28 protein-coding genes and 2 tRNA genes are annotated in these 22,441 nt (G+C 68.1%); 28 read left to right on the top strand and 2 right to left on the bottom strand.

Features of this window, described 5'->3' with window-relative positions; genetic code table 11:
- The first annotated feature begins 7 nt into the window (after positions 1-7).
- The 26 genes from AC1DSA_RS03300 to AC1DSA_RS03175 all read left to right on the top strand — a co-directional run bounded on the left by AC1DSA_RS03300 (position 8) and on the right by AC1DSA_RS03175 (position 18,365).
- A complete protein-coding gene (locus AC1DSA_RS03300) occupies positions 8-907 on the top strand; it encodes a carbohydrate ABC transporter permease (RefSeq protein WP_477886023.1) in 900 nt (299 codons plus the stop codon).
- Positions 907-1,746, top strand: coding sequence for a carbohydrate ABC transporter permease (locus tag AC1DSA_RS03295; protein WP_477886022.1), 840 nt, complete (start codon positions 907-909; stop codon positions 1,744-1,746). Before AC1DSA_RS03300 ends, AC1DSA_RS03295 begins: the two co-directional genes overlap by 1 nt.
- Positions 1,743-2,798, top strand: a complete 1,056-nt coding sequence (locus AC1DSA_RS03290; protein WP_477886020.1) for an ABC transporter ATP-binding protein — start codon at positions 1,743-1,745, stop codon at positions 2,796-2,798. The genes AC1DSA_RS03295 and AC1DSA_RS03290 overlap by 4 nt, the downstream gene beginning before the upstream one ends.
- A gap of 21 nt (positions 2,799-2,819) precedes the next feature.
- Positions 2,820-4,436, top strand: coding sequence for an arylsulfatase (locus tag AC1DSA_RS03285; RefSeq protein ID WP_477886018.1), 1,617 nt, complete (start codon positions 2,820-2,822; stop codon positions 4,434-4,436).
- Positions 4,433-5,389: a formylglycine-generating enzyme family protein gene (locus AC1DSA_RS03280; protein ID WP_477886016.1), complete on the top strand. Its 957-nt coding sequence runs from the start codon at positions 4,433-4,435 to the stop codon at positions 5,387-5,389. The genes AC1DSA_RS03285 and AC1DSA_RS03280 overlap by 4 nt, the downstream gene beginning before the upstream one ends.
- A gap of 6 nt (positions 5,390-5,395) precedes the next feature.
- On the top strand, positions 5,396-6,895 hold the full coding sequence (glpK, locus tag AC1DSA_RS03275) for a glycerol kinase GlpK (RefSeq protein ID WP_477886014.1): 1,500 nt from the start codon (positions 5,396-5,398) through the stop codon (positions 6,893-6,895).
- An 8-nt stretch (positions 6,896-6,903) separates the two neighbouring features.
- Positions 6,904-8,493, top strand: a complete 1,590-nt coding sequence (locus tag AC1DSA_RS03270) for a glycerol-3-phosphate dehydrogenase/oxidase (protein WP_477886012.1) — start codon at positions 6,904-6,906, stop codon at positions 8,491-8,493.
- A 218-nt stretch (positions 8,494-8,711) separates the two neighbouring features.
- The gene (gene rplN, locus AC1DSA_RS03265) at positions 8,712-9,080 is read left to right on the top strand and encodes a 50S ribosomal protein L14 (RefSeq protein WP_193675928.1); all 369 of its coding nucleotides are present in this window, start codon (positions 8,712-8,714) and stop codon (positions 9,078-9,080) included.
- 10 nt (positions 9,081-9,090) lie between these two features.
- Entirely contained in the window at positions 9,091-9,408 is a 318-nt protein-coding gene (gene rplX, locus AC1DSA_RS03260) for a 50S ribosomal protein L24 (RefSeq protein ID WP_477886010.1), read from the top strand.
- 2 nt (positions 9,409-9,410) lie between these two features.
- Positions 9,411-9,950, top strand: coding sequence for a 50S ribosomal protein L5 (rplE, locus tag AC1DSA_RS03255; protein WP_477886008.1), 540 nt, complete (start codon positions 9,411-9,413; stop codon positions 9,948-9,950).
- Positions 9,951-9,959: 9 nt separating this feature from the next.
- Positions 9,960-10,265, top strand: a complete 306-nt coding sequence (rpsN, locus tag AC1DSA_RS03250) for a 30S ribosomal protein S14 (RefSeq protein ID WP_477886006.1) — start codon at positions 9,960-9,962, stop codon at positions 10,263-10,265.
- A 21-nt stretch (positions 10,266-10,286) separates the two neighbouring features.
- Positions 10,287-10,682 carry a 30S ribosomal protein S8 gene (gene rpsH, locus AC1DSA_RS03245; protein WP_171562340.1) on the top strand — a complete coding sequence of 132 codons (396 nt, stop codon included), beginning with the start codon at positions 10,287-10,289 and terminating at the stop codon, positions 10,680-10,682.
- Positions 10,683-10,697: 15 nt separating this feature from the next.
- Complete coding sequence (gene rplF, locus AC1DSA_RS03240) at positions 10,698-11,231, top strand: 50S ribosomal protein L6 (protein ID WP_477886004.1); 534 nt, start codon at positions 10,698-10,700, stop codon at positions 11,229-11,231.
- A gap of 11 nt (positions 11,232-11,242) precedes the next feature.
- Positions 11,243-11,608: a 50S ribosomal protein L18 gene (gene rplR, locus AC1DSA_RS03235; RefSeq protein WP_477886002.1), complete on the top strand. Its 366-nt coding sequence runs from the start codon at positions 11,243-11,245 to the stop codon at positions 11,606-11,608.
- 18 nt (positions 11,609-11,626) lie between these two features.
- Positions 11,627-12,148 (top strand): 30S ribosomal protein S5, encoded by a 522-nt coding sequence (rpsE, locus tag AC1DSA_RS03230; protein WP_477886000.1) that lies wholly within the window; start codon positions 11,627-11,629, stop codon positions 12,146-12,148.
- A gap of 11 nt (positions 12,149-12,159) precedes the next feature.
- A complete protein-coding gene (rpmD, locus tag AC1DSA_RS03225; RefSeq protein ID WP_477885998.1) occupies positions 12,160-12,345 on the top strand; it encodes a 50S ribosomal protein L30 in 186 nt (61 codons plus the stop codon).
- Position 12,346: 1 nt separating this feature from the next.
- Positions 12,347-12,778 (top strand): 50S ribosomal protein L15, encoded by a 432-nt coding sequence (gene rplO / locus AC1DSA_RS03220; protein WP_477885996.1) that lies wholly within the window; start codon positions 12,347-12,349, stop codon positions 12,776-12,778.
- 16 nt (positions 12,779-12,794) lie between these two features.
- A complete protein-coding gene (secY, locus tag AC1DSA_RS03215; RefSeq protein ID WP_477885994.1) occupies positions 12,795-14,114 on the top strand; it encodes a preprotein translocase subunit SecY in 1,320 nt (439 codons plus the stop codon).
- A 23-nt stretch (positions 14,115-14,137) separates the two neighbouring features.
- Positions 14,138-14,251 carry a 50S ribosomal protein L36 gene (gene rpmJ, locus AC1DSA_RS03210; protein ID WP_011481465.1) on the top strand — a complete coding sequence of 38 codons (114 nt, stop codon included), beginning with the start codon at positions 14,138-14,140 and terminating at the stop codon, positions 14,249-14,251.
- A 20-nt stretch (positions 14,252-14,271) separates the two neighbouring features.
- Positions 14,272-14,637: a 30S ribosomal protein S13 gene (gene rpsM / locus AC1DSA_RS03205; RefSeq protein WP_193675918.1), complete on the top strand. Its 366-nt coding sequence runs from the start codon at positions 14,272-14,274 to the stop codon at positions 14,635-14,637.
- 18 nt (positions 14,638-14,655) lie between these two features.
- The gene (rpsK, locus tag AC1DSA_RS03200; RefSeq protein WP_193675917.1) at positions 14,656-15,060 is read left to right on the top strand and encodes a 30S ribosomal protein S11; all 405 of its coding nucleotides are present in this window, start codon (positions 14,656-14,658) and stop codon (positions 15,058-15,060) included.
- 123 nt (positions 15,061-15,183) lie between these two features.
- A complete protein-coding gene (gene rpsD, locus AC1DSA_RS03195) occupies positions 15,184-15,807 on the top strand; it encodes a 30S ribosomal protein S4 (protein ID WP_477885991.1) in 624 nt (207 codons plus the stop codon).
- Between the two features lie 140 nt (positions 15,808-15,947).
- Complete coding sequence (locus AC1DSA_RS03190) at positions 15,948-16,937, top strand: DNA-directed RNA polymerase subunit alpha (protein ID WP_477885989.1); 990 nt, start codon at positions 15,948-15,950, stop codon at positions 16,935-16,937.
- A 64-nt stretch (positions 16,938-17,001) separates the two neighbouring features.
- On the top strand, positions 17,002-17,403 hold the full coding sequence (rplQ, locus tag AC1DSA_RS03185; RefSeq protein ID WP_477885987.1) for a 50S ribosomal protein L17: 402 nt from the start codon (positions 17,002-17,004) through the stop codon (positions 17,401-17,403).
- 19 nt (positions 17,404-17,422) lie between these two features.
- Positions 17,423-17,499 (top strand) — tRNA-Met (locus AC1DSA_RS03180).
- Between the two features lie 158 nt (positions 17,500-17,657).
- Complete coding sequence (locus AC1DSA_RS03175) at positions 17,658-18,365, top strand: glutathione S-transferase N-terminal domain-containing protein (RefSeq protein ID WP_477885985.1); 708 nt, start codon at positions 17,658-17,660, stop codon at positions 18,363-18,365.
- A 3-nt stretch (positions 18,366-18,368) separates the two neighbouring features.
- Here the strand turns inward: AC1DSA_RS03175 and AC1DSA_RS03170 are convergent, their stop codons facing one another.
- Positions 18,369-19,499 (bottom strand): 6-phosphofructokinase, encoded by a 1,131-nt coding sequence (locus AC1DSA_RS03170; RefSeq protein ID WP_477885983.1) that lies wholly within the window; start codon positions 19,497-19,499, stop codon positions 18,369-18,371.
- A 126-nt stretch (positions 19,500-19,625) separates the two neighbouring features.
- A tRNA-Arg gene (locus AC1DSA_RS03165) sits at positions 19,626-19,701 on the bottom strand.
- 188 nt (positions 19,702-19,889) lie between these two features.
- Here AC1DSA_RS03165 and AC1DSA_RS03160 point away from each other — a divergent pair.
- Positions 19,890-20,183 carry a hypothetical protein gene (locus AC1DSA_RS03160; protein ID WP_477885981.1) on the top strand — a complete coding sequence of 98 codons (294 nt, stop codon included), beginning with the start codon at positions 19,890-19,892 and terminating at the stop codon, positions 20,181-20,183.
- Between the two features lie 26 nt (positions 20,184-20,209).
- Positions 20,210-22,441: N-acetylmuramoyl-L-alanine amidase (locus AC1DSA_RS03155; RefSeq protein WP_477885979.1), on the top strand; the 2,232-nt coding region annotated here is incomplete at its 3' end.

Raw genomic sequence — 22,441 nt, 5'->3', positions numbered from 1 at the left:
CGACGCGATGAGCCCGGCCACGCCCGCGGGCGTGGGGACGCTGGAACGGCAGGAGCGGCGCTTTGCGCTCGCCCTGTTCGCGCCGGCGTTCCTGCTGCTGCTTCTCACCACCACGGCGCCGCTGGTGTTCCTGGCCTGGAACAGCCTGCAGAACCTGGACCTGGGCATGCCCTGGATCAAGGGCTTCGCCGGCCTGGCCAACTACGTGAAGATGGGCGAGGACCCGCGCTTCTGGAATTCGCTGTCGCTGACGGTGATCTACACCGCGTCCACCGTCACGTTGCAGGTGCTGGTCGGCCTGTCGCTCGCGCTGCTGGTGCTGCAGATTCCCAGGGGCCAGGCACTCCTGCGCGTTGCGGCCATCCTGCCGATCGTGCTGGCCCCGGTGGTGGTCGGCCTGTTCTGGCGCACGCTGGTGCTGGCGCCCGACTTCGGCCTCGTGGACCTGGTCACGCGCGCGCTCGGCCTGGGCAGCCACAACTGGCTGGGCGACCCGCAGCTGGCGCTGGTTTCCGTGATCGCGATCCACACCTGGCAGTGGACGCCGTTCGCATTCCTCGTGTTGCTGGCGACGCTGGCCACGCTGCCACCCGATGTGTACGAGGCCGCACGGCTGGACCGGGCGAGCGCCTGGCAGCGCTTTCGCCACATCACGCTGCCCCTGATCCGGCCCGCCGTGGTGATGGTGGTGATCCTGCGCACGATGACCGCGCTCTCGGCATTCGCCGCGATCTTCGCGGCCACGGGGGGCGGTCCCGGAACCGCCACGGAAATCCTGAACCTGTACGCCTACCGCACCTCGTTCACCGAGCTGAACATCGGGTACGGCTCGGCGCTCGCGATGGTGCTGCTGGCGATCACGCTGGCCGTGTCCTGGCTGCTGTTCCGCCGGCGGAGGGCGCCGTGATGCAGCGCTCCGTTGCGCGCCGCGTGGCGCTGTTCACCATCGCCGGCCTGCTGGTGTCGGTCTGGGCCTTCCCCGTGCTGTGGGCGCTGCTCACGTCCTTCAAGACCGAGCGCGACGTGCTGGCGTATCCGCCGGTACTGGTGTTCGCGCCCACGCTGGCGAATTACCGCGAAGTGCTGTTCGGCAGTTCCTCCATCCTGCCCAACCTGTGGTCCAGCCTGGTGGTGAGCTGCTGGGCGACGGTGCTGACGATGCTGTTCGCGCTGCCCGCGGCCTACGCGCTGGCGCGCCTGCGCTATCCGGGCAAGCGCGCCAGCGGCTTCTTCGTGCTGGCCACGCAGATGCTGCCTCCGGTGGGGCTGATCATCCCGTACTACCTGGTGCTGCAGCGCATCGGTGGGCTGGACACGTACAGCGGGCTGGTCACGATCTACCTGACCTTCTCGCTGCCGTTCGCGGTCTGGCTGATGGTGTCCTACTTCGAGGACATCCCCTACGAGATGGAGGAGGCGGCGCTGCTCGATCGCGCCGGGCGGCTGCGCACGCTGTGGTACGTGATCCTGCCGCAGGTGGGCGGCGGCATCGCCGTCACCACGGTGTTCGTGTTCCTCAATGCCTGGAACGAGTTCCTGTTCGCGGTCGTGCTGGGCGGCAACAAGGTGCGGCCGGTGACGGTCGCGATGTTCAATTTCATTTCGGTGGAGCAGACGCAGTGGGCGCGGCTGGCCGCCGGGGCGATGGTGGCGATGGCCCCCGTGATCCTGGTGGGGCTGGCGGCGCAGCGGCACATCGTCAAGGGCCTCACGGTGGGTGCGGTCAAGGGAGGGGGCCGGCGATGAGCCAGTTGGGAAACGTCCGCCTGCAGGGCGTGGTCAAGCGGCACGGCGAGACGACCGTGCTGCACGGGGTGGACCTGGAGATCCGCGCGGGCGAGTTCTTCGTGCTGCTGGGGCCATCGGGCTCGGGCAAGACGACGACGCTGCGCATCCTGGCCGGGCTCGAATCGGTGAGCGCCGGGCAGGTGCTGATGGACGGCGTCGACGTGACCGGCACCGAGCCGGGCGCGCGCGACGTCGCCATGGTGTTCCAGAGCTACGCGCTGTATCCGCACATGACGGTGGCCCAGAACATCGGCTTCCCGCTGAAGATGGTGGGCACGCCGAAAGACGCGATCGCGCAGGCCGTGGCCGATGCCGCGGCGCGGGTGAGCATCGGCCACCTGCTGCAGCGCCGGCCCGGTCAGCTGTCCGGCGGCCAGCAGCAGCGCGTGGCGCTGGCGCGCGCCATCGTGCGGCAGCCCAAGCTGTTCCTGCTGGACGAGCCGCTGTCCAACCTGGACGCGAAGCTGCGGCTGGAAACGCGGCTGGAGCTCAAGCAGCTGCAGCGCGCGCTCGGCGTGACGGCCGTCTACGTGACGCACGACCAGGAAGAGGCGATGACGCTGGCCGACCGCGTGGCCGTCTTCATGGACGGGCGCATCGTGCAGGTCGCCACGCCGCGCGAGATCTACAGCCGGCCGGCGCAGGTGGCGGTGGCCGGATTCATCGGCACGCCGCCCATGAACCTGGTGCCGGCCCTCTGGCGCGACGACGCCGTGGTGATCGACGACGTGGCCCATCCGGTCGGCGCGCGCACGCCGCAGCCGCGCGAGGTGACGCTGGGCGTGCGCCCGGGCGAGCTGCGCGCCGGCGGCGCGGGCACCGCGGCGCGCGTGGAATACATCGAGGAGCTCGGCGACCACTGCATCGTCGACCTGAAGGCCGGCGACACCCGGCTGAGGCTCAAGGCCGAGGGCCAGGCCGGGGTGCGCGAAGGCGAGACCATCCACCTGGGCTTCGCGCCCGGCGCCGCGCACCTGTTCGACCGCGCCAGCGGCGCGCGCCTGAACTGAATTTCTGACGAAGGACCGTCCATGACCAAGCGCCCCAACATCCTGCTGATCCTCAACGACGACATGGGCTATTCCGACATCGGCTGCTACGGCGGCGAGGTCGACACGCCCAACCTGGACCGCCTGGCGCAGGGCGGCCTGCGCTTCTCGCAGTTCTACAACACCGCGCGCTGCAGTCCCTCGCGCGCCTCGCTGCTGACAGGCCTGCACCCGCACCAGACGGGCATCGGCATCCTCACCTACGACTCCGGCCCCGAGGGCTACGCCGGCAACCTGAACCAGCGCTGCGCCACCATCGCGGAAGTGCTCAAGCCTTCCGGCTACCGCAACTACCTGAGCGGCAAATGGCACGTGTCGAGCAACCTCACGCAGCCTACCGACTCGTGGCCGATGCAGCGCGGCTTCGACGAATTCTTCGGCACCATCATCGGCGCGGGCAGCTTCTACGATCCCAACACGCTCACGCGCGGCAACGAGAACGCCGAGCAGGAAGCGCGCAAGCCGGGCTTCTTCTACACCGACGCGATCAGCGACGAGGCCGTGCGCATGGTGCGCGAGCACAAGGCGAAGCACGCGGCGAAGCCGTTCTTCCAGTACGTCGCCTACACCGCGCCGCACTGGCCGCTGCACGCGCACCCGCAGGACATCGCCAAGTACAAGGGCCGCTTCGACGCCGGCTGGGACACGCTGCGCGAACAGCGGCTGGAACGCCTGGTGAACTCGGGCATTCTCGACGCGCAGTGGCAGCTGACCGGGCGCGATCCGCGCCAGCCGGCCTGGACCGATGCCGAGCACAAGGCCTGGCTGGCCAACTGCATGGAGGTCTATGCCGCGCAGATCGACCGCATGGACCAGGGCATCGGCCGCATCCTGCGCGCGCTGGAGGAGACCGGCCAGCTGGACGACACGCTGGTGATCTTCCTGTCGGACAACGGCGCCTGCGCCGAGGACATCCCGGAGAACGTGACGATCGACGAGCTGGTGAACAAGCTGATGATCGCGCGCTCGCACACGCGCGACGGCGCCGAGGTCCGCTTCGGCAACAAGCCGGAGATCGCGCCGGGGCCGGAGGACACGTACCAGAGTTATGGCCAGGCCTGGGCCAACCTGTCCAACACGCCCTTCCGCCTGTACAAGCACTGGATCCACGAGGGCGGCATCTCCACCCCGCTGATCTTCCACTGGCCCAACGGCATCGCCCAGCGCGGCGAGATCCGCCATACGCCCGGCTACCTGCCCGACATCATGGCCACCATTTGCGACGTGACCGGAACGGCCTATCCGCAGGCCCTCGACGGCCGCGGCATCCTCCCCCTGGAGGGACACTCCCTGAAGCGGGCGTTCGCGGCGGACGCGGGCGATCGCCCCCCGATGTTCTGGGAGCACGAGGGCAATGCCGCGGTGCGCATCGGCAAGTGGAAGCTGGTGCGCGAGTACCCGAGGGACTGGGAGCTTTACGACATGGAGGCCGATCGCACCGAGACGCGCGACCTGGCCGCGCAGCATCCCGATCGGGTCGCCGACATGCAGCGGCAGTACGAAGCCTGGGCGGCGCGCTGCGGCGTGCTGCCGCGCGACAAGGTCGTCGCGCTGATGCGCAGCCAGGGCGTGACCAAGGCCTTCTGGGAAGAAGAGTGAAGGGCTGCTGCCTGCCCGGGCTGGCGGCGACGTCGCCCCTGCCGCCGCCGGCCGCCTCCCGGGGCGGCAGCGGCCTGCTTGCGCGCGCCGAGCTGCTGGACCTGCCCGGCGGCGAATTCACGATGGGCACCGATTCGGCCGAAGGCTTCGCGGAGGATGGCGAAGGGCCGGCGCGCCGCGTGCGCGTGAGCCCGTTCGCCATCGCGCGCACGGCCGTGACCAACGCGCAGTTCCGGGCCTTCGTGCGCGCCACCTCGTACATCACCGAGGCGGAGCAGGCCGGGTCGTCCTTCGTGTTCTACCTGCAGCTCGAGCCGGAGCGCCGCGGCGCGGTCCGCCAGGTCTCGCGCGAGCTGCCCTGGTGGCTGCCGGTCGAAGGCGCTTGCTGGCAGCGGCCGGCCGGGCCGGGCTCGGGCATCCACGACCGGCTGGGCCATCCCGTGGTCCACGTGTCCTGGAACGACGCCGCCGCCTACTGCGCCTGGGCCGGCCTGCGGCTGCCGACCGAGGCCGAGTGGGAGTTCGCGGCGCGCGGCGGCCTGGAGGGCGCGCGCTACCCCTGGGGCGACGAGCTGGAGCCGGACGGCGCGCGCCGCTGCAACATCTGGCGGGGCGAGTTCCCGTCGCAGCCAACCCCGGGCTGGCAACCGGGCACGCTGCCCGCCGCCGCTTTCGCGCCGAACGGCTGGGGCTTGTTCAACATGGCCGGCAACGCCTGGGAGTGGTGTGCCGACTGGTTCAGCCCGCAGTACCACGGTGCGACGGCGGCGCTCGATCCGCTGCAGGGCCACGCCACCGGCCGCCGCTCGCTGCGCGGCGGCTCGTTCCTGTGCCACGCGTCCTACTGCGACCGCTACCGCGTGGCGGCGCGCGGCTCCAACACGCCCGGCACCAGCACCAGCAACATCGGCTTCCGCGTGGCCGCGCCGGCCGGCCACCCTGCACTACAGTAACGAACCATGAGATACATCCTGGCGCTCGATCAGGGAACGACCAGTTCGCGCGCGATCGTCTTCGACCAGGAAGGCCGGGTCGTGTCGCAGGCCCAGCGCGAGTTCCGCCAGATCTTCCCGCAGCCCGGATGGGTCGAACACGACGCGCGCGAGATCTGGGCCACCCAGCACGGCGTCGCTCTGGAGGCGATGGAGCGCTCGGGCGCGGATGCGAAGGCCTTCGTCGGCCTGGGCATCACCAACCAGCGCGAGACGGCGGTGCTGTGGGACCGCGCCACCGGGCAGCCGGTCGCCAACGCCATCGTCTGGCAGGACCGGCGCACGGCGCAGCGCTGCGACGCGCTGCGCGCGGCCGGCCATGCGCGCCTCATCCAGCAGCGCACGGGCCTGGTGATCGATGCGTATTTTTCCGGCACCAAGCTCGAATGGCTGCTGGACCACGTGCCCGGCGCGCGCGAGCGGGCCGAGGCGGGCGAGCTCGCCTTCGGGACCATCGACAGCTGGCTGGTGTGGAACCTCACGGGCGGCCGCGTGCACGCGACCGACGCCAGCAACGCCTCGCGCACCCTGCTGTTCAACCTGCACACACAGGACTGGGACGACGAGCTGCTGGCGCTGCTGCGGGTGCCGCGCGCCGTGCTGCCGGACGTGGTGCCTTCCAGCGGCGTGCTCGCGGAAACCGAGTCGTCCCTGTTCGGCGCCGCGCTGCCGATCGCCGGCATCGCCGGCGACCAGCAGGCCGCCACTTTCGGCCAGGCCTGCTTCGCGCCGGGCATGGCCAAGAACACCTACGGCACCGGCTGCTTCATGCTGATGAACACCGGCGCGCAGCCCGTGACGAGCCGCAACCGCCTGCTCACCACGGTGGGCTGGCAAGGCCCCATCGGGCCGCACCGCACCGCCTATTGCCTGGAAGGCAGCGTGTTCATGGCCGGCGCCACCGTGCAATGGCTGCGCGACGGCCTGCAGATGATCCAGTCGGCCGCCGAAGTGGAATCGCTCGCGGCGCAGGTGGACGACACCGGCGACGTCTACCTGGTGCCCGCGTTCGCCGGCCTCGGCACGCCCGACTGGGACGGCTACGCGCGCGGCACGCTGGTGGGCATGACGCGCGGCACCGGCCGCGCCCACATCGCGCGCGCCGCACTGGAAGCGATCGCGCTGCAGTCGGCCGACGTCTTCGGTGCGATGAGCCGCGACGCCCGCATCCCGCTGCGTGAACTGCGCGTGGACGGCGGCGCCTCGCGCAACAACCTGCTGATGCAGTTGCAGGCTGATTTCCTGGGCGTGCCGGTGGTGCGTCCGCAAGTCACCGAGACCACGGCGCTGGGCGCCGCTTACCTCGCGGGCCTGGCGACCGGCTTCTGGCAAGGCGCCGAGGACATTTCCGCGCAATGGGCGGCGGACCGGCGCTTCGAGCCGCGGCTGGCCGAGGGCGAACGCCAGGCCAAGCTCGCGCGCTGGCGCGAGGCGGTCGAGCGGTCCAAGGGCTGGGCGCGTCCTTGAACGCCCCCGTGCATGCCACTGCCGCTGCCACGCGGCGCGAGGACCTGCTGGCGCGACTCGCCCAGGGGGGCACCTGGGACATCGCCGTCGTCGGCGGCGGCGCCACCGGGCTGGGCGTCGCGCTCGACGCGGCGGCGCGCGGGCTGCGCGTCGTGCTGCTGGAATCGCACGACTTCGCCAAGGGCACGTCGTCCCGCGCCACCAAGCTCGTGCATGGCGGCGTCCGCTACCTGGCGCAGGGCAACGTCGCCCTGGTGCGCGAGGCGCTGCGCGAACGCACCACGCTGCTGCAGAACGCGCCGCACCTGGCGCAGCCGCTGCCCTTCGTGATGCCGTCGTACAAGCTGTGGGAGACCCCCTTCTACGGCATCGGCCTGAAGATGTACGACGCGCTGGCCGGCCACTCGGGCCTGGGCGACACCGAATTCCTGAGCCGCAGCGAGACGCTGGCCTGCCTGCCCACCGCCCGGCCCGAGGGGCTCAAGGGCGGCGTCAAATACTGGGACGGGCAGTTCGACGACGCCCGGCTGGCCCTGGCGCTGGCGCGCACGGCCGCGGCGCACGGCGCGCTGGTGGTCAACTACTGCCCGGTGACGGCGCTGGTGCACCGCGACGGCAAGCTCAGCGGCCTGACCTGCCGCGATGCGGAGACCGGGCGCGAATTCAACGTGCGGGCCACCTGCGTCGTCAACGCGACGGGCGTATGGGTCGACGAACTGCGGCGGCAGGATGCCGAAGCCATGCACCGGGAAGTCCGGCCGATGGTGGCGCCCAGCCAGGGGGTGCATGCGGTGGTGGACCGGGAGTTCCTGCCGGGCTCCCATGCACTGATGGTCCCGAAGACCGCGGACGGTCGGGTGCTGTTCGGCGTGCCCTGGATGGGCAAGCTGATCCTGGGCACCACCGACACCCCGCGCGGGGACCTGCCGCGCGAACCCCGGCCGTTCCGCGAGGAGCTGGACTTCATCCTGAACGAAGCCGGCCGCTACCTGGTCCGCGCGCCGCGTGCCCAGGACATCCGCAGCCTGTGGGTGGGCCTGCGCCCGCTGGTCAAGCCGGTGGGGGACGATGGCGAGCCGACGAAGTCGCTCAGCCGCGAGCACACCGTGCTGGTGAGCCGCAGCGGCCTGGTGACGGTCACCGGCGGCAAGTGGACGACCTACCGCGCGATGGCCGAGGACGTGCTGGAGAAATGTTTCGAGGCTCGTCTGGTGGCGAGGCATCCGGCTGGAGTGACCGCCAACTTGCCGCTGGTCGGGGCACCTTCAACCGACGCCGTCGCGACTTCCCTCAGCGCCGCGCCGGGGCTGCATCTGTATGGCAGCGAAGCGGCGGAGGTCGCGGCCTTGCCCGGCGGCAACCGCCACCTGGGCGGTGGGCTCACCGTCGCCATGGTGCGGTTCGCCGCCCGTCATGAATATGCGCGGACGGTCGAGGACGTGCTGGCCCGGCGCATCCGCCTGCTGTTCCTGGATGCGGCCCAGGCCGCCGGGCTGGCCGCCGAAGTGGGCGAACTGCTGCGCCAGGAAACCGGGGTGGATCCGCAGGCGGCCGCCTTCCGGGAACTGGCCGCGAGCTACCTACAGATGCCGTCCTGAGCTGCCCGTGGAGGGCGGTGTCTGTAGGAGGCGTTTGACAAGCCCGCGAGATCTGCCATAATCGCGGGCTCGCCTTTTTGGAGGCGAGATTCTGCCCAAACGAAGTTTCCGGTCTGTCACGCGGTGGCGGCCGGAGGCGACGGCGGGCCCAAGACTGCCCCGATGTCCTGCCGGATCGTCCTGCAGGGTGCATTCGGGACAAGTTGGGAACAAACGAAATGATCCAGACTGAATCCCGGCTCGAAGTTGCCGACAACACCGGCGCGAAGTCCGTTCTTTGCATCAAGGTGCTCGGTGGCTCCAAGCGTCGCTACGCCAGCGTCGGCGACGTCATCAAGGTGAGCATCAAGGAAGCCGCTCCGCGTGGTCGCGTCAAGAAGGGCGAGATCTACAGCGCAGTGGTCGTCCGCACCGCCAAGGGCATCCGCCGCGGCGACGGCTCCCTCATCAAGTTCGACGGCAATGCCGCCGTGCTGCTCAACAACAAGCTGGAGCCGATCGGCACCCGCATCTTCGGACCCGTGACGCGCGAACTGCGTACCGAGAAGTTCATGAAGATCGTGTCGCTGGCCCCGGAAGTCCTGTAAGGAACCCGCCATGATCAAGATCCGCAAAGGCGACGAAGTCATCGTCCTGGCCGGCAAGGACAAGGGCAAGCGCGGCCGCGTCGTGCTGCGCAAGGACGACGAGCATCTCGTCGTCGAGGGCATCAACCTGGTGAAGAAGCACACCAAGCCCAACCCCATGAAGGGCACCACCGGCGGCATCGTGGAAAAGGCCATGCCGATCCACCAGTCCAACGTGGCGATCTTCAACCCCGCCACCGGCAAGGCTGACCGTGTGGGCATCAAGGTCGACGGCAACGCGCGCAGCCGCGTGTTCAAGTCGTCCGGCGAAGAAATCAAGGTGGCCTGACCATGTCCCGACTGCAACAACACTACCGCGAGAAGGTCGTCCCGCAGCTGACCGAGAAGTTCGGCTACAAGTCGCCGATGCAGGTTCCGCGCATCACCAAGATCACGCTGAACATGGGCGTGAGCGAGGCCGTGGCGGACAAGAAGGTGATGGAACACGCGGTGTCCGACCTGACCAAGATCGCCGGCCAGAAGCCCGTCGTGACCAAGGCCAAGAAGGCCATCGCCGGCTTCAAGATCCGCGAACAGCAGGCCATCGGCACGATGGTGACCCTGCGCGGCGCCCGCATGTACGAATTCCTGGACCGTTTCGTGACGGTTGCCCTGCCCCGCGTGCGCGACTTCCGCGGCGTGTCGGGCCGTGCCTTCGACGGCCGCGGCAACTACAACATCGGCGTCAAGGAACAGATCATCTTCCCGGAGATCGAGTATGACAAGGTCGACGCCCTGCGCGGCCTGAACATCTCCATCACCACGACGGCCAGGACCGACGACGAGTGCAAGGCGCTGCTCGCGGGCTTCCGTTTCCCGTTCAAGAACTGAAAGTACGACGTGGCAAAAACTGCTTTGATCCAGCGTGAACTCAAGCGCGACAAGCTGGTCGCCCAGTACGCGAAGAAGTACGAGGAACTGAAGTCCATCGCGAACGACGCGAAGAAGAGCGACGAAGAGCGCATGGCCGCCCGCCTGCAGCTGCAGAAGCTCCCGCGCAACGCGAACCCCACGCGCCAGCGCAACCGCTGCGAAATGACCGGCCGTCCGCGCGGAACCTTCCGCCAGTTCGGCCTGGCCCGCGCCAAGATCCGCGAACTCGCCTTCAGCGGCGACATTCCCGGCATCACCAAGGCCAGCTGGTAAGCCAGGGCAGGAGATTCAGATATGAGCATGAGTGATCCCATCTCCGACCTGCTGACGCGTATCCGTAACGCGCAGATGGTCTCCAAAGCCACCGTGAGCGTGCCTTCTTCCAAGGTGAAGGTGGCCATCGCCCAGGTGCTGAAGGACGAGGGTTACATCGACGGCTTCCAGGTCAAGAGCGAGAACGGCAAGTCCGAACTCGAGATCGCCCTGAAGTACTACGCAGGCCGTCCTGTGATCGAGCGTATCGAGCGCGTGAGCCGTCCCGGCCTGCGCGTCTACAAGGGCAGCGCCGCCATTCCCCAGGTCATGAACGGCCTGGGCGTGGCGATCGTCACCACCCCCAAGGGCGTGATGACGGACCGCAAGGCGCGCGCCACCGGCGTCGGTGGCGAAGTGCTGTGCTACGTCGCCTAAGGGAAGGATAAGAAAATGTCCCGAGTCGGAAAAATGCCGGTCGCCGTCCCCCAGGGCGTCGACGTGGCCATCAAGGATGACCAGATCAGCGTCAAGGGCAAGGGCGGCACGCTGTCGCTGACCCAGAACGCCCTGGTCAAGGTGAGCAACGAAGGCGGCAAGCTGACCTTCGCGGCCGCCGACGAATCGCGCGAAGCCAATGCCATGAGCGGCACCATGCGCCAGCTGGTGAACAACATGGTGCTGGGCGTGACCAACGGCTTCGAGAAGAAGCTGTCGCTGGTCGGCGTGGGCTACAAGGCCGCCGCGCAAGGCAACAAGCTGAACCTCACGGTGGGCTACTCGCACCCCGTGAACATCGAAATGCCCGCCGGCATCACGGTGGCCACCCCGACCCCGACGGAAATCGTGGTCAAGGGCGCCGACCGCCAGCGCGTGGGCCAACTTGCCGCGGAGATCCGAGCTGTCCGTCCGCCCGAGCCGTACAAGGGCAAGGGCATCCGCTACGCGGACGAGAAGATCGTGATCAAAGAGACCAAGAAGAAGTAAGGAGCCACATGATGTTGACCAAGAAAGAGCAGCGTCTGCGCCGTGCGCGCCAGACCCGCATCCGCATTGCGACGCAAGGTGTGGCCCGCCTGACGGTGAACCGCACCAACCTGCACATCTACGCGAGCCTGATCTCCGACGACGGCTCCAAGGTGCTGGCGACCGCCTCCACCGTCGAAGCCGACATCCGCAAGGAGCTCGGTGGAGCCGGCAAGGGTGCCACCGTCGCCGCCGCCCAGTCGGTCGGCAAGCGCATCGCCGAGAAGGCGAAGGCCGCCGGCGTCGAGAAGGTCGCCTTCGATCGCGCCGGTTTCGCCTACCACGGCCGCGTCAAGGCGCTGGCCGAAGCGGCCCGCGAAGCCGGCCTGCAGTTCTAACGGACACGGAAACTCGATATGGCAAAGATTCAAGCAAATCGTCAGGGTGACGGTCCGGAAGACGGCCTGAAGGAAAAGATGATCGCGGTCAACCGCGTCACCAAGGTCGTCAAGGGCGGCCGGATCCTGGGCTTCGCGGCACTGACCGTGGTCGGCGACGGCAACGGCAAGGTCGGCATGGGCAAGGGCAAGTCCAAGGAAGTGCCGCTGGCCGTGCAGAAGGCGATGGAAGAAGCGCGCCGCAACATGACCAGCGTCACGCTGAAGAACGGCACCATCCATCACAACGTGTTCGGCCACCATGGCGCCGCCCGCGTGATGATGTCGCCGGCTCCCCGCGGCACCGGCATCATCGCCGGCGGCCCGATGCGCGCCGTGTTCGAAGTGATGGGCATCACCGACATCGTGGCCAAGAGCCACGGGTCCACGAACCCCTACAACATGGTCCGCGCCACGTTCGACGCGCTGAAGAACGCCACGACCCCGGGTCAGGTGGCGGCCAAGCGCGGCAAGTCGGTCGAAGAGATCTTCACCGCCTGAGGAAACACGCAATGGCAACCGAACAAAAGACCGTCAAGGTGCAGCTGGTGCGCAGCCCCATCGGCACCAAGCAGTCCCACCGCGACACCGTGCGCGGCCTGGGCCTGCGCAAGCTGAACTCCGTCAGCGAACTGCAGGACACGCCCGCGGTGCGCGGCATGATCAACAAGGTCGACTACCTGGTGAAGGTGCTCTGACATGGAACTGAACAACCTCAAGCCGGCTGACGGCTCGAAGAAGGCGCGTCGCCGCGTCGGCCGTGGCATCGGCTCCGGCCTGGGCAAGACCGCCGGCCGCGGCCACAAGGGCCAGAAGTCCCGCGCGGGCGGCTACCACAAGGTCGGCTTCGAAGGCGGCCAGATGCCGCTGCAGCGCCGCCTGCCCAAGCGCGGCTTCCGCTCGCAGAACCTGAAGTTCAACGGCGAAGTCACGCTGGCGGACCTCGAGACGCTCGGCCTGGCCGAAGTCGACCTGCTGGCGCTCAAGACCGCCAAGCTGGTCGCTCAGATCGTGCAGAACGTCAAGGTCATCAAGACCGGCGAACTGAAGCGCGCCGTCAAGCTGACGGGCATCGGTGCGACCGCGGGTGCCAAGGCTGCCATCGAGGCGGCCGGCGGCTCCCTGGCCTGACCAGACAAGGACATTCGTGGCAACGAGCGCAGCCCAGATCGCGAAGACCGGCAAGTTCGGCGACCTGCGTCGCCGGCTGGTCTTCCTGATGCTCGCCCTGGTGGTCTACCGCGTGGGCGCGCACATCCCCGTGCCCGGCATCAACCCGGACCAGCTCGCGCAGCTGTTCAAGGGCCAGCAGGGCGGCATCCTGAGCCTGTTCAACATGTTCTCGGGCGGGGCCCTGTCGCGCTTCACGGTGTTCGCGCTGGGCATCATGCCGTACATCTCGGCCTCCATCATCATGCAGCTGCTCACGTACGTGCTGCCGTCGATGGAGCAGCTGAAGAAGGAGGGCGAGGCCGGACGTCGCAAGATCACCCAGTACACCCGCTACGGGACGCTGGGCCTGGCGCTGTTCCAGTCGCTGGGCATCGCCATGGCGCTCGAAGGCACCGCGGGCCTCGTGATGAACCCGGGCTTCGGCTTCCGCATGACCGCGGTGGTGAGCCTGACGGCCGGCACGATGTTCCTGATGTGGCTGGGCGAGCAGATCACCGAACGCGGTCTCGGCAACGGGATCTCGATCCTGATCTTCGCCGGCATCGCCGCGGGCCTGCCCAACGCGATCGGCGGACTGCTGGAGCTGGTGCGCACCGGTGCGATGGGACCGCTCGCGGCCATCCTCATCGTGACGCTGGTGGCCCTGGTGACCTACTTCGTGGTGTTCGTGGAACGCGGCCAGCGCAAGATCCTGGTCAACTACGCGCGCCGCCAGGTGGGCAACAAGGTCTACGGCGGCCAGTCCTCGCACCTGCCCCTGAAGCTGAACATGGCCGGCGTGATCCCGCCGATCTTCGCCTCGTCGATCATCCTGCTGCCCGCCACGGTGGTCAGCTGGTTCTCGACCGGCGACAGCATGCGCTGGCTCAAGGACATCGCGAGCACGCTGAGCCCCGGCCAGCCGATCTACGTCATGCTTTACGCGGCGGCGATCATCTTCTTCTGCTTCTTCTACACGGCGCTGGTGTTCAACAGCCGCGAGACGGCGGACAACCTGAAGAAGAGCGGCGCGTTCGTCCCGGGCATCCGTCCGGGCGAGCAGACGGCGAAGTACATCGACAAGATCCTGGCGCGCCTGACGCTCGCCGGCGCGGTGTACATCACCTTCGTGTGCCTGCTGCCCGAGTTCCTGATCCTGAAGTACAACGTCCCGTTCTACTTCGGCGGAACCTCGCTGCTGATCATCGTCGTGGTCACGATGGACTTCATGGCGCAGGTGCAGAACTATCTGATGAGCCAGCAGTACGAATCGCTGCTCAAGAAGGCCAATTTCAAGACGTCGCTTGGCGGCTGATTTAGAGATACAGGAGAAAGAACATGAGAGTTTCGGCTTCCGTCAAGAAGATCTGCCGCAACTGCAAGATCATCCGCCGCAAGGGCGTGGTCCGCGTGATCTGCACCGATCCGCGTCACAAGCAGCGCCAGGGCTGAGAGAGATTTAGAGGAACGACATGGCACGTATTGCTGGCATCAACATCCCGCCGCACCAACACGCCGAGATCGGCCTGACCGCGATCTTCGGCATCGGCCGCACGCGCGCTCGCCTGATCTGCGAAGCGACGGGCATCCCCTACTCCAAGAAGGTGAAGGACCTGACCGACGCCGACCTGGAGAAGATCCGCGACCAGATCGCCCAGTTCACGATCGAGGGCGACCTGCGCCGCGAGACGACGATGAACATCAAGCGACTGATGGACATCGGCTGCTACCGTGGCTTCCGCCACCGCCGTGGCCTGCCCATGCGCGGCCAGCGCACCCGCACCAATGCCCGCACCCGCAAGGGTCCGCGCAAGGCGGCACAGGCGCTGAAGAAATAAATCGGAAAGAGATCAGACATGGCCAAGGCTCCTGCCAACAACGCCGCGCAGCGTGTGCGCAAGAAGGTTCGCAAGAACGTGTCGGACGGCGTCTGCCACGTGCACGCGTCCTTCAACAACACGATCATCACGATCACCGACCGCCAGGGCAACGCGTTGTCCTGGGCCTCCTCGGGTGGCCAGGGCTTCAAGGGCTCGCGCAAATCCACGCCGTTCGCCGCCCAGGTGGCTTCGGAAGTGGCCGGCCGCGCCGCGATGGAGCAGGGCATCAAGAACCTGGACGTCGAGATCCGTGGCCCCGGCCCGGGCCGCGAGTCGTCCGTGCGCGCGCTGGCCGCGCTGGGCATCCGCATCACGTCGATCTCCGACGTGACGCCGGTCCCGCACAACGGCTGCCGCCCGCAAAAGCGCCGTAGGATTTAAGGGCAAAACAAGGCATGCCTATCGGCACGCCTTGCACTTGTGTTTGAAGACCACCGCTGGCGGCGCACCCGCTGCCAGCTCCCGCGGCAACAGGCCGCGGTAGTCATTTGAAGGAAAGAGAAAGTGGCACGTTACCTCGGCCCCAAGGCCAAACTCTCCCGCCGTGAAGGCACCGACCTGTTCCTGAAGAGCGCCCGCCGCTCCATCAGCGACAAGGCCAAGTTCGACTCCAAGCCCGGCCAGCACGGCCGCACCTCGGGCCAGCGCACCTCCGATTTCGGCCTGCAGCTGCGCGAGAAGCAGAAGGTCAAGCGCATGTACGGCGTGCTGGAAAAGCAGTTCCGCCGCTACTTCGAGGAAGCCGACCGCCGCAAGGGCAACACCGGCGCCAACCTGCTGTTCCTGCTGGAGTGCCGCCTGGACAACGTGGTGTACCGCATGGGCTTCGGCTCCACGCGCGCCGAAGCGCGCCAGCTGGTGAGCCACAAGGCGATCACCGTGAACGGTTCCGTGATCAACATCCCGTCCTACCTGGTCAAGGCCGGTGACGTGGTGGCCGTGCGCGACAAGTCCAAGAAGCAGAACCGCGTGGTCGAGGCGCTGCAACTGGCGACGCAAGTGGGCCTGCCCGCGTGGGTGGAAGTCAGCGTCGACAAGGCCGAAGGCACCTTCAAGAAGGTCCCGGACCGCGACGAGTTCGGCGCCGACATCAAGGAAGCGCTGATCGTCGAACTGTATTCGCGTTAAACGCGAGCACGAGGAGAAAACGAGGCCGCTTGCGCAGCCTCGTCCTTGGTCGAATTTTTTTGTTCCTTGCCGCCTCGCGGCAAGGTGCTTCACCAGCCTTACCGGTGTAACGAGCCGGGGGTATTGAGAGGAAGTCCTGCATGCAAACCAACCTGCTGAAACCCAAATCCATCAACGTGGAACAGCTTGGCACCAACCGTGCCAAGGTGACCCTGGAGCCGTTCGAGCGTGGCTACGGCCACACCCTCGGCAACGCGCTGCGCCGGGTGCTGCTCTCGTCGATGGTCGGGTACTCGGCGACCGAGGTGACGATCGCCGGCGTCCTGCACGAGTACTCGTCGATCGACGGCGTGCAGGAAGACGTCGTGGGCATCCTGCTGAACCTCAAGGGCGTGGTGTTCAAGCTCCACAACCGCGATGAGGTGACCCTGTCGCTGCGCAAGGATGGCGAAGGCGTCGTCACGGCCGCCGACATCCAGACCCCGCATGACGTCGAGATCATCAATCCCGACCACGTGATCGCCACGCTGTCGCAAGGCGGCAAGATCGACATGCAGATCAAGGTGGAGAAGGGCCGCGGCTACGTGCCGGGCAACGTCCGCCGCTACGGTGACGAGCCGACCAAGTCGATCGGCCGCATCGTGCTGGACGCGTCGTTCTCGCCGGTCAAGCGAGTGAGCTACACGGTGGAAAGCGCCCGCGTCGAGCAGCGTACCGACCTGGACAAGCTGGTGATGGAGATCGAGACCAACGGCGCGATCACCGCCGAGGACGCCGTGCGCGCCTCCGCCAAGATCCTCGTCGAGCAGCTCGCCGTGTTCGCGCAGCTGGAAGGCTCCGAACTGGCCGCCTTCGACCAGCCGGTGCAGCGCAGCTCGCAGCAGTTCGACCCGATCCTGCTGCGCCCGGTCGACGAACTCGAACTGACGGTGCGTTCCGCCAACTGCCTGAAGGCCGAGAACATCTATTACATCGGTGACCTGATCCAGCGCACCGAGAACGAGCTGCTGAAGACCCCGAACCTGGGCCGCAAGTCGCTCAACGAGATCAAGGAAGTGCTCGCCTCGCGCGGCCTGACCCTTGGCATGAAACTGGAATCCTGGCCGCCCGCCGGCCTCGACAAGCGTTAATCAATCGATGGTGACCCCGCAGTACCTGATACGGCTGCGGGATGCATAAGGAAAGGAACACACCATGCGTCACGGACACGGCCTTCGCAAACTCAATCGCACCAGCGAGCACCGCCTCGCCATGCTGCGCAACATGATGAATTCGCTGATCGAGCACGAGGTCATCAAGACCACCGTGCCGAAGGCGAAGGAACTGCGCCGCGTGATCGAGCCGATGCTCACGCTCGGCAAGGAACCCACGCTGTCGAACAAGCGCCTGGCCTTCGACCGCCTGCGCAACCGCGACAACGTCAGCAAGCTGTTCAACGAACTCGGCCCGCGCTACAAGGCGCGTCCGGGCGGCTACACCCGCATCCTGAAGATGGGCTTCCGCGTCGGCGACAACGCGCCGATGGCGCTGGTCGAACTGGTGGACCGTCCCGAGATCACGGAAGCTGCCGGCGACGAGCAAGCGGCCGCTGAATAAGCTATACTTGCCCCTCTGACGCGCGGTGGAGCAGCCTGGTAGCTCGTTGGGCTCATAACCCAAAGGTCGCAAGTTCAAATCTTGCCCGCGCAACCAAATTGAAAGCCTCCCTTCGGGAGGCTTTTTCAATGGGGCGACTGCAAGCGATGCAGCCGTTGCGGCTGAGGCAGCACGCGATGCGCGTACACGGCCTGCCCCCATGCACCCTCGGTCATTGGGCTCACGGCAAACTGTCGGATCCCATCAGGACCGACATGACCGATCTCTCCCGTTTCCCCATCACCCGCAAGTGGCCGGCGCAGCATCCGGACCGCATCCAGCTGTATTCACTGCCGACCCCGAACGGCGTGAAGGTGTCGATCGCGCTGGAAGAGCTGGGCCTTCCGTACGAGGCGCACCGCGTCGCCTTCGAGAACGACGAGCAGCTCTCGAGCGAATTCCTCTCACTCAACCCCAACAACAAGATCCCGGCGATCCTCGATCCCGACGGGCCGGGCGGCGAGCCGCTCGCATTGTTCGAGTCGGGCGCGATCCTGGTCTACCTCGCCGGCAAGACCGGCAAGCTCATGCCGGCCGATTCCGCCGGGCGCTACCAGGCGTTGCAGTGGCTGATGTTCCAGATGGGCGGGATCGGTCCCATGTTCGGCCAGCTCGGTTTCTTCCACAAGTTCGCCGGCAAGGACTACGAGGACAAGCGTCCGCGCGACCGCTACGTGGATGAAGCCAGGCGCCTGCTCACCGTGCTCGATGGCCACCTGAAGGGCAAGTCATGGATGCTGGGCGATGACTACAGCATCGCCGACATCGCGATCTTTCCCTGGGTGCGCAACCTGGTGGGCTTCTACGGCGCCGGTGACCTGGTCGGCTTCTCCCGCTTCAAGGAAGTGCAGCGCGTGCTGGAGGCCTTCGTGCAGCGGCCTGCGGTGCTGCGCGGCCTGCAGATCCCCAAGAAGGAAGGCTGAACCTCAGGTCATCAGGGCGGACGGCCGCGCCGGGTCGAAGCACAGGCCCAGGCCGGCCGCGCCGAACGAGGTGCCGATCGCGAGCGCGGCGGCCACCATGGGCGCGTCCTGCGGCACCGTGCGCTGGCGGTCCGCCACGTCGGCCAGCGCAACGCTGGTCAGGCGGCCCTCCTGCACGGCGACCATGCGCCCGTAGCGCCGCGCCGCGACCAGCGCGGCCGCGTAGGCGCCGAAGGCCGTGGCGAGCGTGCGGTCGTAGGCCGTGGGCGGGCCGCCGCGCTGCACGTGCCCCAGGATCGCGGTGCGCACTTCGCTGCTCAGGCGCTGCGCGAGCGCGCGCTCGAGCACGTGCGCGATGCCTCCCAGCCGCACAGGATCGTGGCTGTCCGCCACGACCTGCCGCACCGCCTGCTCGCCGCCGCGGGGCTTGGCGCCTTCGGCGATGCAGATGAGGGTATGGCGCTGGCCGCCCTGCTCACGCACGCGGCACACCCGCGCGACCTCGTCGACGTCGTAGTCGATCTCCGGCACCAGGATCACGTCCGCGCCGCCCGCGACACCCGCATACAGCGCGATCCAGCCGGCATGGCGGCCCATGGTCTCCAGGATCATCACGCGATGGTGGCTCTCCGCGGTGGTGCGCAGCCGGTCCATGGCCTCGGTCGCGATCGCCACGGCCGTGTCGAAGCCGAAGGTGCGGTCGGTGTGCACCAGGTCGTTGTCGATCGTCTTGGGCACGCCCACCATCGGCAGGCCGCCCAGCTGCAGCCGGTGGGCGATGGACATGGTCCCGTCACCGCCGATCGCCACCACGGCGTCGAGCTTCAGGTCCTCGCGGGCGTAGCGGATCGCTTCGGCCGACACGTCCGCGCCGCCGCGATCGTGCCAGGAGAAGGGATTGGCCTTGTTGCTGGTGCCGAGCACCGTGCCGCCCAGCGCCAGGATGCCCGAGACGTCCGGCAGCCCCAGCGGTCGCACGCGCCGCTCGACCATGCCGGCAAAGCCGTCGGCAATGCCGATCACCTCGGCGCCGGCATCCAGGATCAGGCTCTTGGCGACCGCGCGGATGACCGCGTTCAGCCCGGGGCTGTCGCCGCCGCCGGTGAGGATGCCGATGCGCTTGGGGGAGGTCATGCGGCCGGATTGTGCGGGGCGCCGGCGGCTTGGGCAAACCAGGTTGTGCCGTGGCACGCGAACCCGAGCCGGCGAAGAAGCTGCGCCCGCAGGCACCCGGCCGGGAAGCGGGGGGAGTGAGGATTCTGGTGCGGCTGGCGGGGATCGAACCCACGACCCTTGGCTTCGGAGGCCAATACTCTATCCACTGAGCTACAGCCGCGTAGAGGGTCGATTGTACCGGCCCCGGCGAGAGCAGGGCCCGGTCGCGCCCCGGCCCCGTCGCCTCGCATGTTCATGCCAGCCCCTGAGATCACCGTGTGATGCGCGTGTGACCGGCCCGTGACGGGTGCTGTCGACACTCCATCCACCGAGCAAGCGCCTCCGCCGCTTGGCCGACTGGAACACACCATGCCGTTGTTCGAAGACCGCAGTGCCGCGTTCATCGTCCGGGTGTGGTGCGAGAGCGGCGAGACCCCGGGGGCGGTGCGGGCCTGGCGCGGCTCGATCGAGCAGGTCGACAGTGGCGAGCGGAGTTTCTTTACGGAGCTGGATGCCGTGATCGCGTTCATGAGACCCCGCCTCGTCCGGCTCGGCATCGAGGAACCCATGCGCTTCTGGGAACACGTGGACGACCTCGTGGCCCCGGAACCGCCGCCGGCGGCGCCGCTGCCGGTGCGCAAGCCCCAGCGCCACGGCCGCTGAACGCCGCGCGAACACAGGAGAGCGCCATGCCCCGGATCCAGGCCAACCGCGACACCATCGACGACCGCTTCAGCGTGCTCGGCTTCACCGTGCGCACCGAGAGTCCCCTGTTCGAGGTGGCGGTGGCCACCGACCCCCGGCTGTTCAGCACGCAGAACCGCGAGCGGCGCGCCCACGCCAACTTCCATTCGAGCCGCATCAACGGCGCGATCCGCGCCCGCCGCGGCGAAGCGGTGTACCTGGTGCCGCCGGACGTGCTGGCCAACTTCATCGGGCAACCCAGGCTGTACTTCGGCCTGGCCACCTACCGCGACGGCAGCGGCGGCGTGCCCGACTTCGTGCAGGCGCCCACCGAGGGCCACATGTACGTGAACCTGTCGGGGCTGACCGAACGCGGCCTGCGGCGCCTGGCGCTGCGGCCTTCCGGCTCGGCCTACGGCGCGGTGGCCGGGCACGATCCCAGCCTCGACTGGGGCGGCGACGCGCAGCCGCAAGCCGCGCAGGCGGCGCCCGTCGCACCGGCCACGCCGACCACGCCGGCCACCCGCAACGGAAACGGCAGCGGCGCTGCGTCGCCCGGCCCGGCCGCGCACTACGACGACGGTTTCGGCGAATTCCCGGCTGCGTCTACGGGGACCGCACCGGTGACGGCCGCGCCCGGTCCTGCCGGCGCAGCAGGCAGTTCCCCGGCCAGTGCCGCCGCACCCGCGACCGCGCAGGCACTCGCACGCCAGCCGCGCGCACTCGATGCCGACGCGGACGATGGCGAAGGCGCAGGGATCGAAGGCCCCATCCCCGACGACGAGGCAACCGCCGCCGCGGTGGAGCAGGCCCTGCGCTCGCAGGCGCTCGACACGCCGCAGCCGGAATATCCAGGCGCCAGCCGCTTCGCGCCGGCGCATGCCTCCAACTTCCGCACGGTGCGCACGCCGCGCGAGATCCGCCAGATCGTGATCCACATCACCGATGGCGGCAGCCGCATCACCGGCACCATCGGGTGGTTCCAGAACCCCAACCAGCGCAACGCGCGCAACCAGCCGATCCACGTCAGCGCGCACTATGTGGTCGGGCGCGACGGCGAGGTCGTGCAGATGGTGCGCAACAACGACATCGCGTGGCACGCCAATGCGGCCAACGCCCACAGCATCGGCATCGAGCACGTCGCCAACAGCACGCGCCGGCTGCTGCCCACGGACGACGAATACCGCGGCTCGGCCCGCCTCGTGGCCTGGCTGTGCTGCCAGTTCGGACTGCCGATAGACCGCACCCACGTGCTGGGCCACGCCGAGGCCGACACCCACACCACCCACACCGACTGCCCCAATTCCGTCTGGGACTGGGAGCGCTACATGGCGATGGTGCAGGAGGAGGCGGACGCGCTCGCCGCGCAATCCGCCGCGCCCGCCGTCTCGCAGGCGCTGGGCCGCCGGGTGCTGGCGCAGGCGCAGGAAATCATCACGCCGTTCTATGACCAGTCGGACCCGATGAGCGCGCTGACCTGCCAGGACAATGCGTTCAGCCTGGCGCGCGAGGAATGGTTCATGGGCGTGGCCGACACCACGCAGTTCCCGCACTCGGCGATCTGCCAGCTGCGCATGACGGCGCCGGACGGCAAGCGCTACATCGGCACCGGCTTCTACATCGGCGCCAACCGCATCCTCACCTGCGCGCACAACCTGGACGGCATGGCCAGCGTCACCATCATCCCGGGGCGCAACGGCACGGACAAGCCCTTCGGCGAGACCACCGTGCAGAGCGCGTCCTGGCGCATCGCGCGGCCGCCCTACACCACCGACGGCAACTGGGAGAACGACCTGGCGGTCATCGACAACGTGCCGCTGGAAGCGCCCAACGGCCAGTGGTTCCGCTTCCTCAACGCGACGCCGTCCGACCGCATGCCGATCGTGGTGTGCGGCTACGCCAAGCGGTCCGTCACGGTGCCGCAGCTGACGCAGGCGATCGATGGTGACAAGCAGCACCTGCACGGTGGCTATGCCACCAGCCAGAGCAACCTGGAGGTGATCGAGTACCCGCTGCTCACGCTCAAGGGCAACAGCGGCTCGCCGGTCTACCACCTGGACAACAGCAGCGGCACCCTGCAGGCGCTGGTGTGCGCGGTGCACGTCACCGGCGAGCCGGCGGCGGAGGGCCTCAACCGCGGCTGCTTCATCACGCCCAACAAGATCGACTGGATCGAAGGCCGCGCGACCGCCTTCTCGCTGCCGCAGCGCCGCTCGGCGGCCCCGGCGCCCCGGCGC

The organism is Ramlibacter sp. P4_H7, assembly GCF_056400765.1.
The sequence above is the reverse complement of the archived record's forward strand: the minus strand, read 5'-3'. Positions and strand labels throughout refer to the sequence as shown.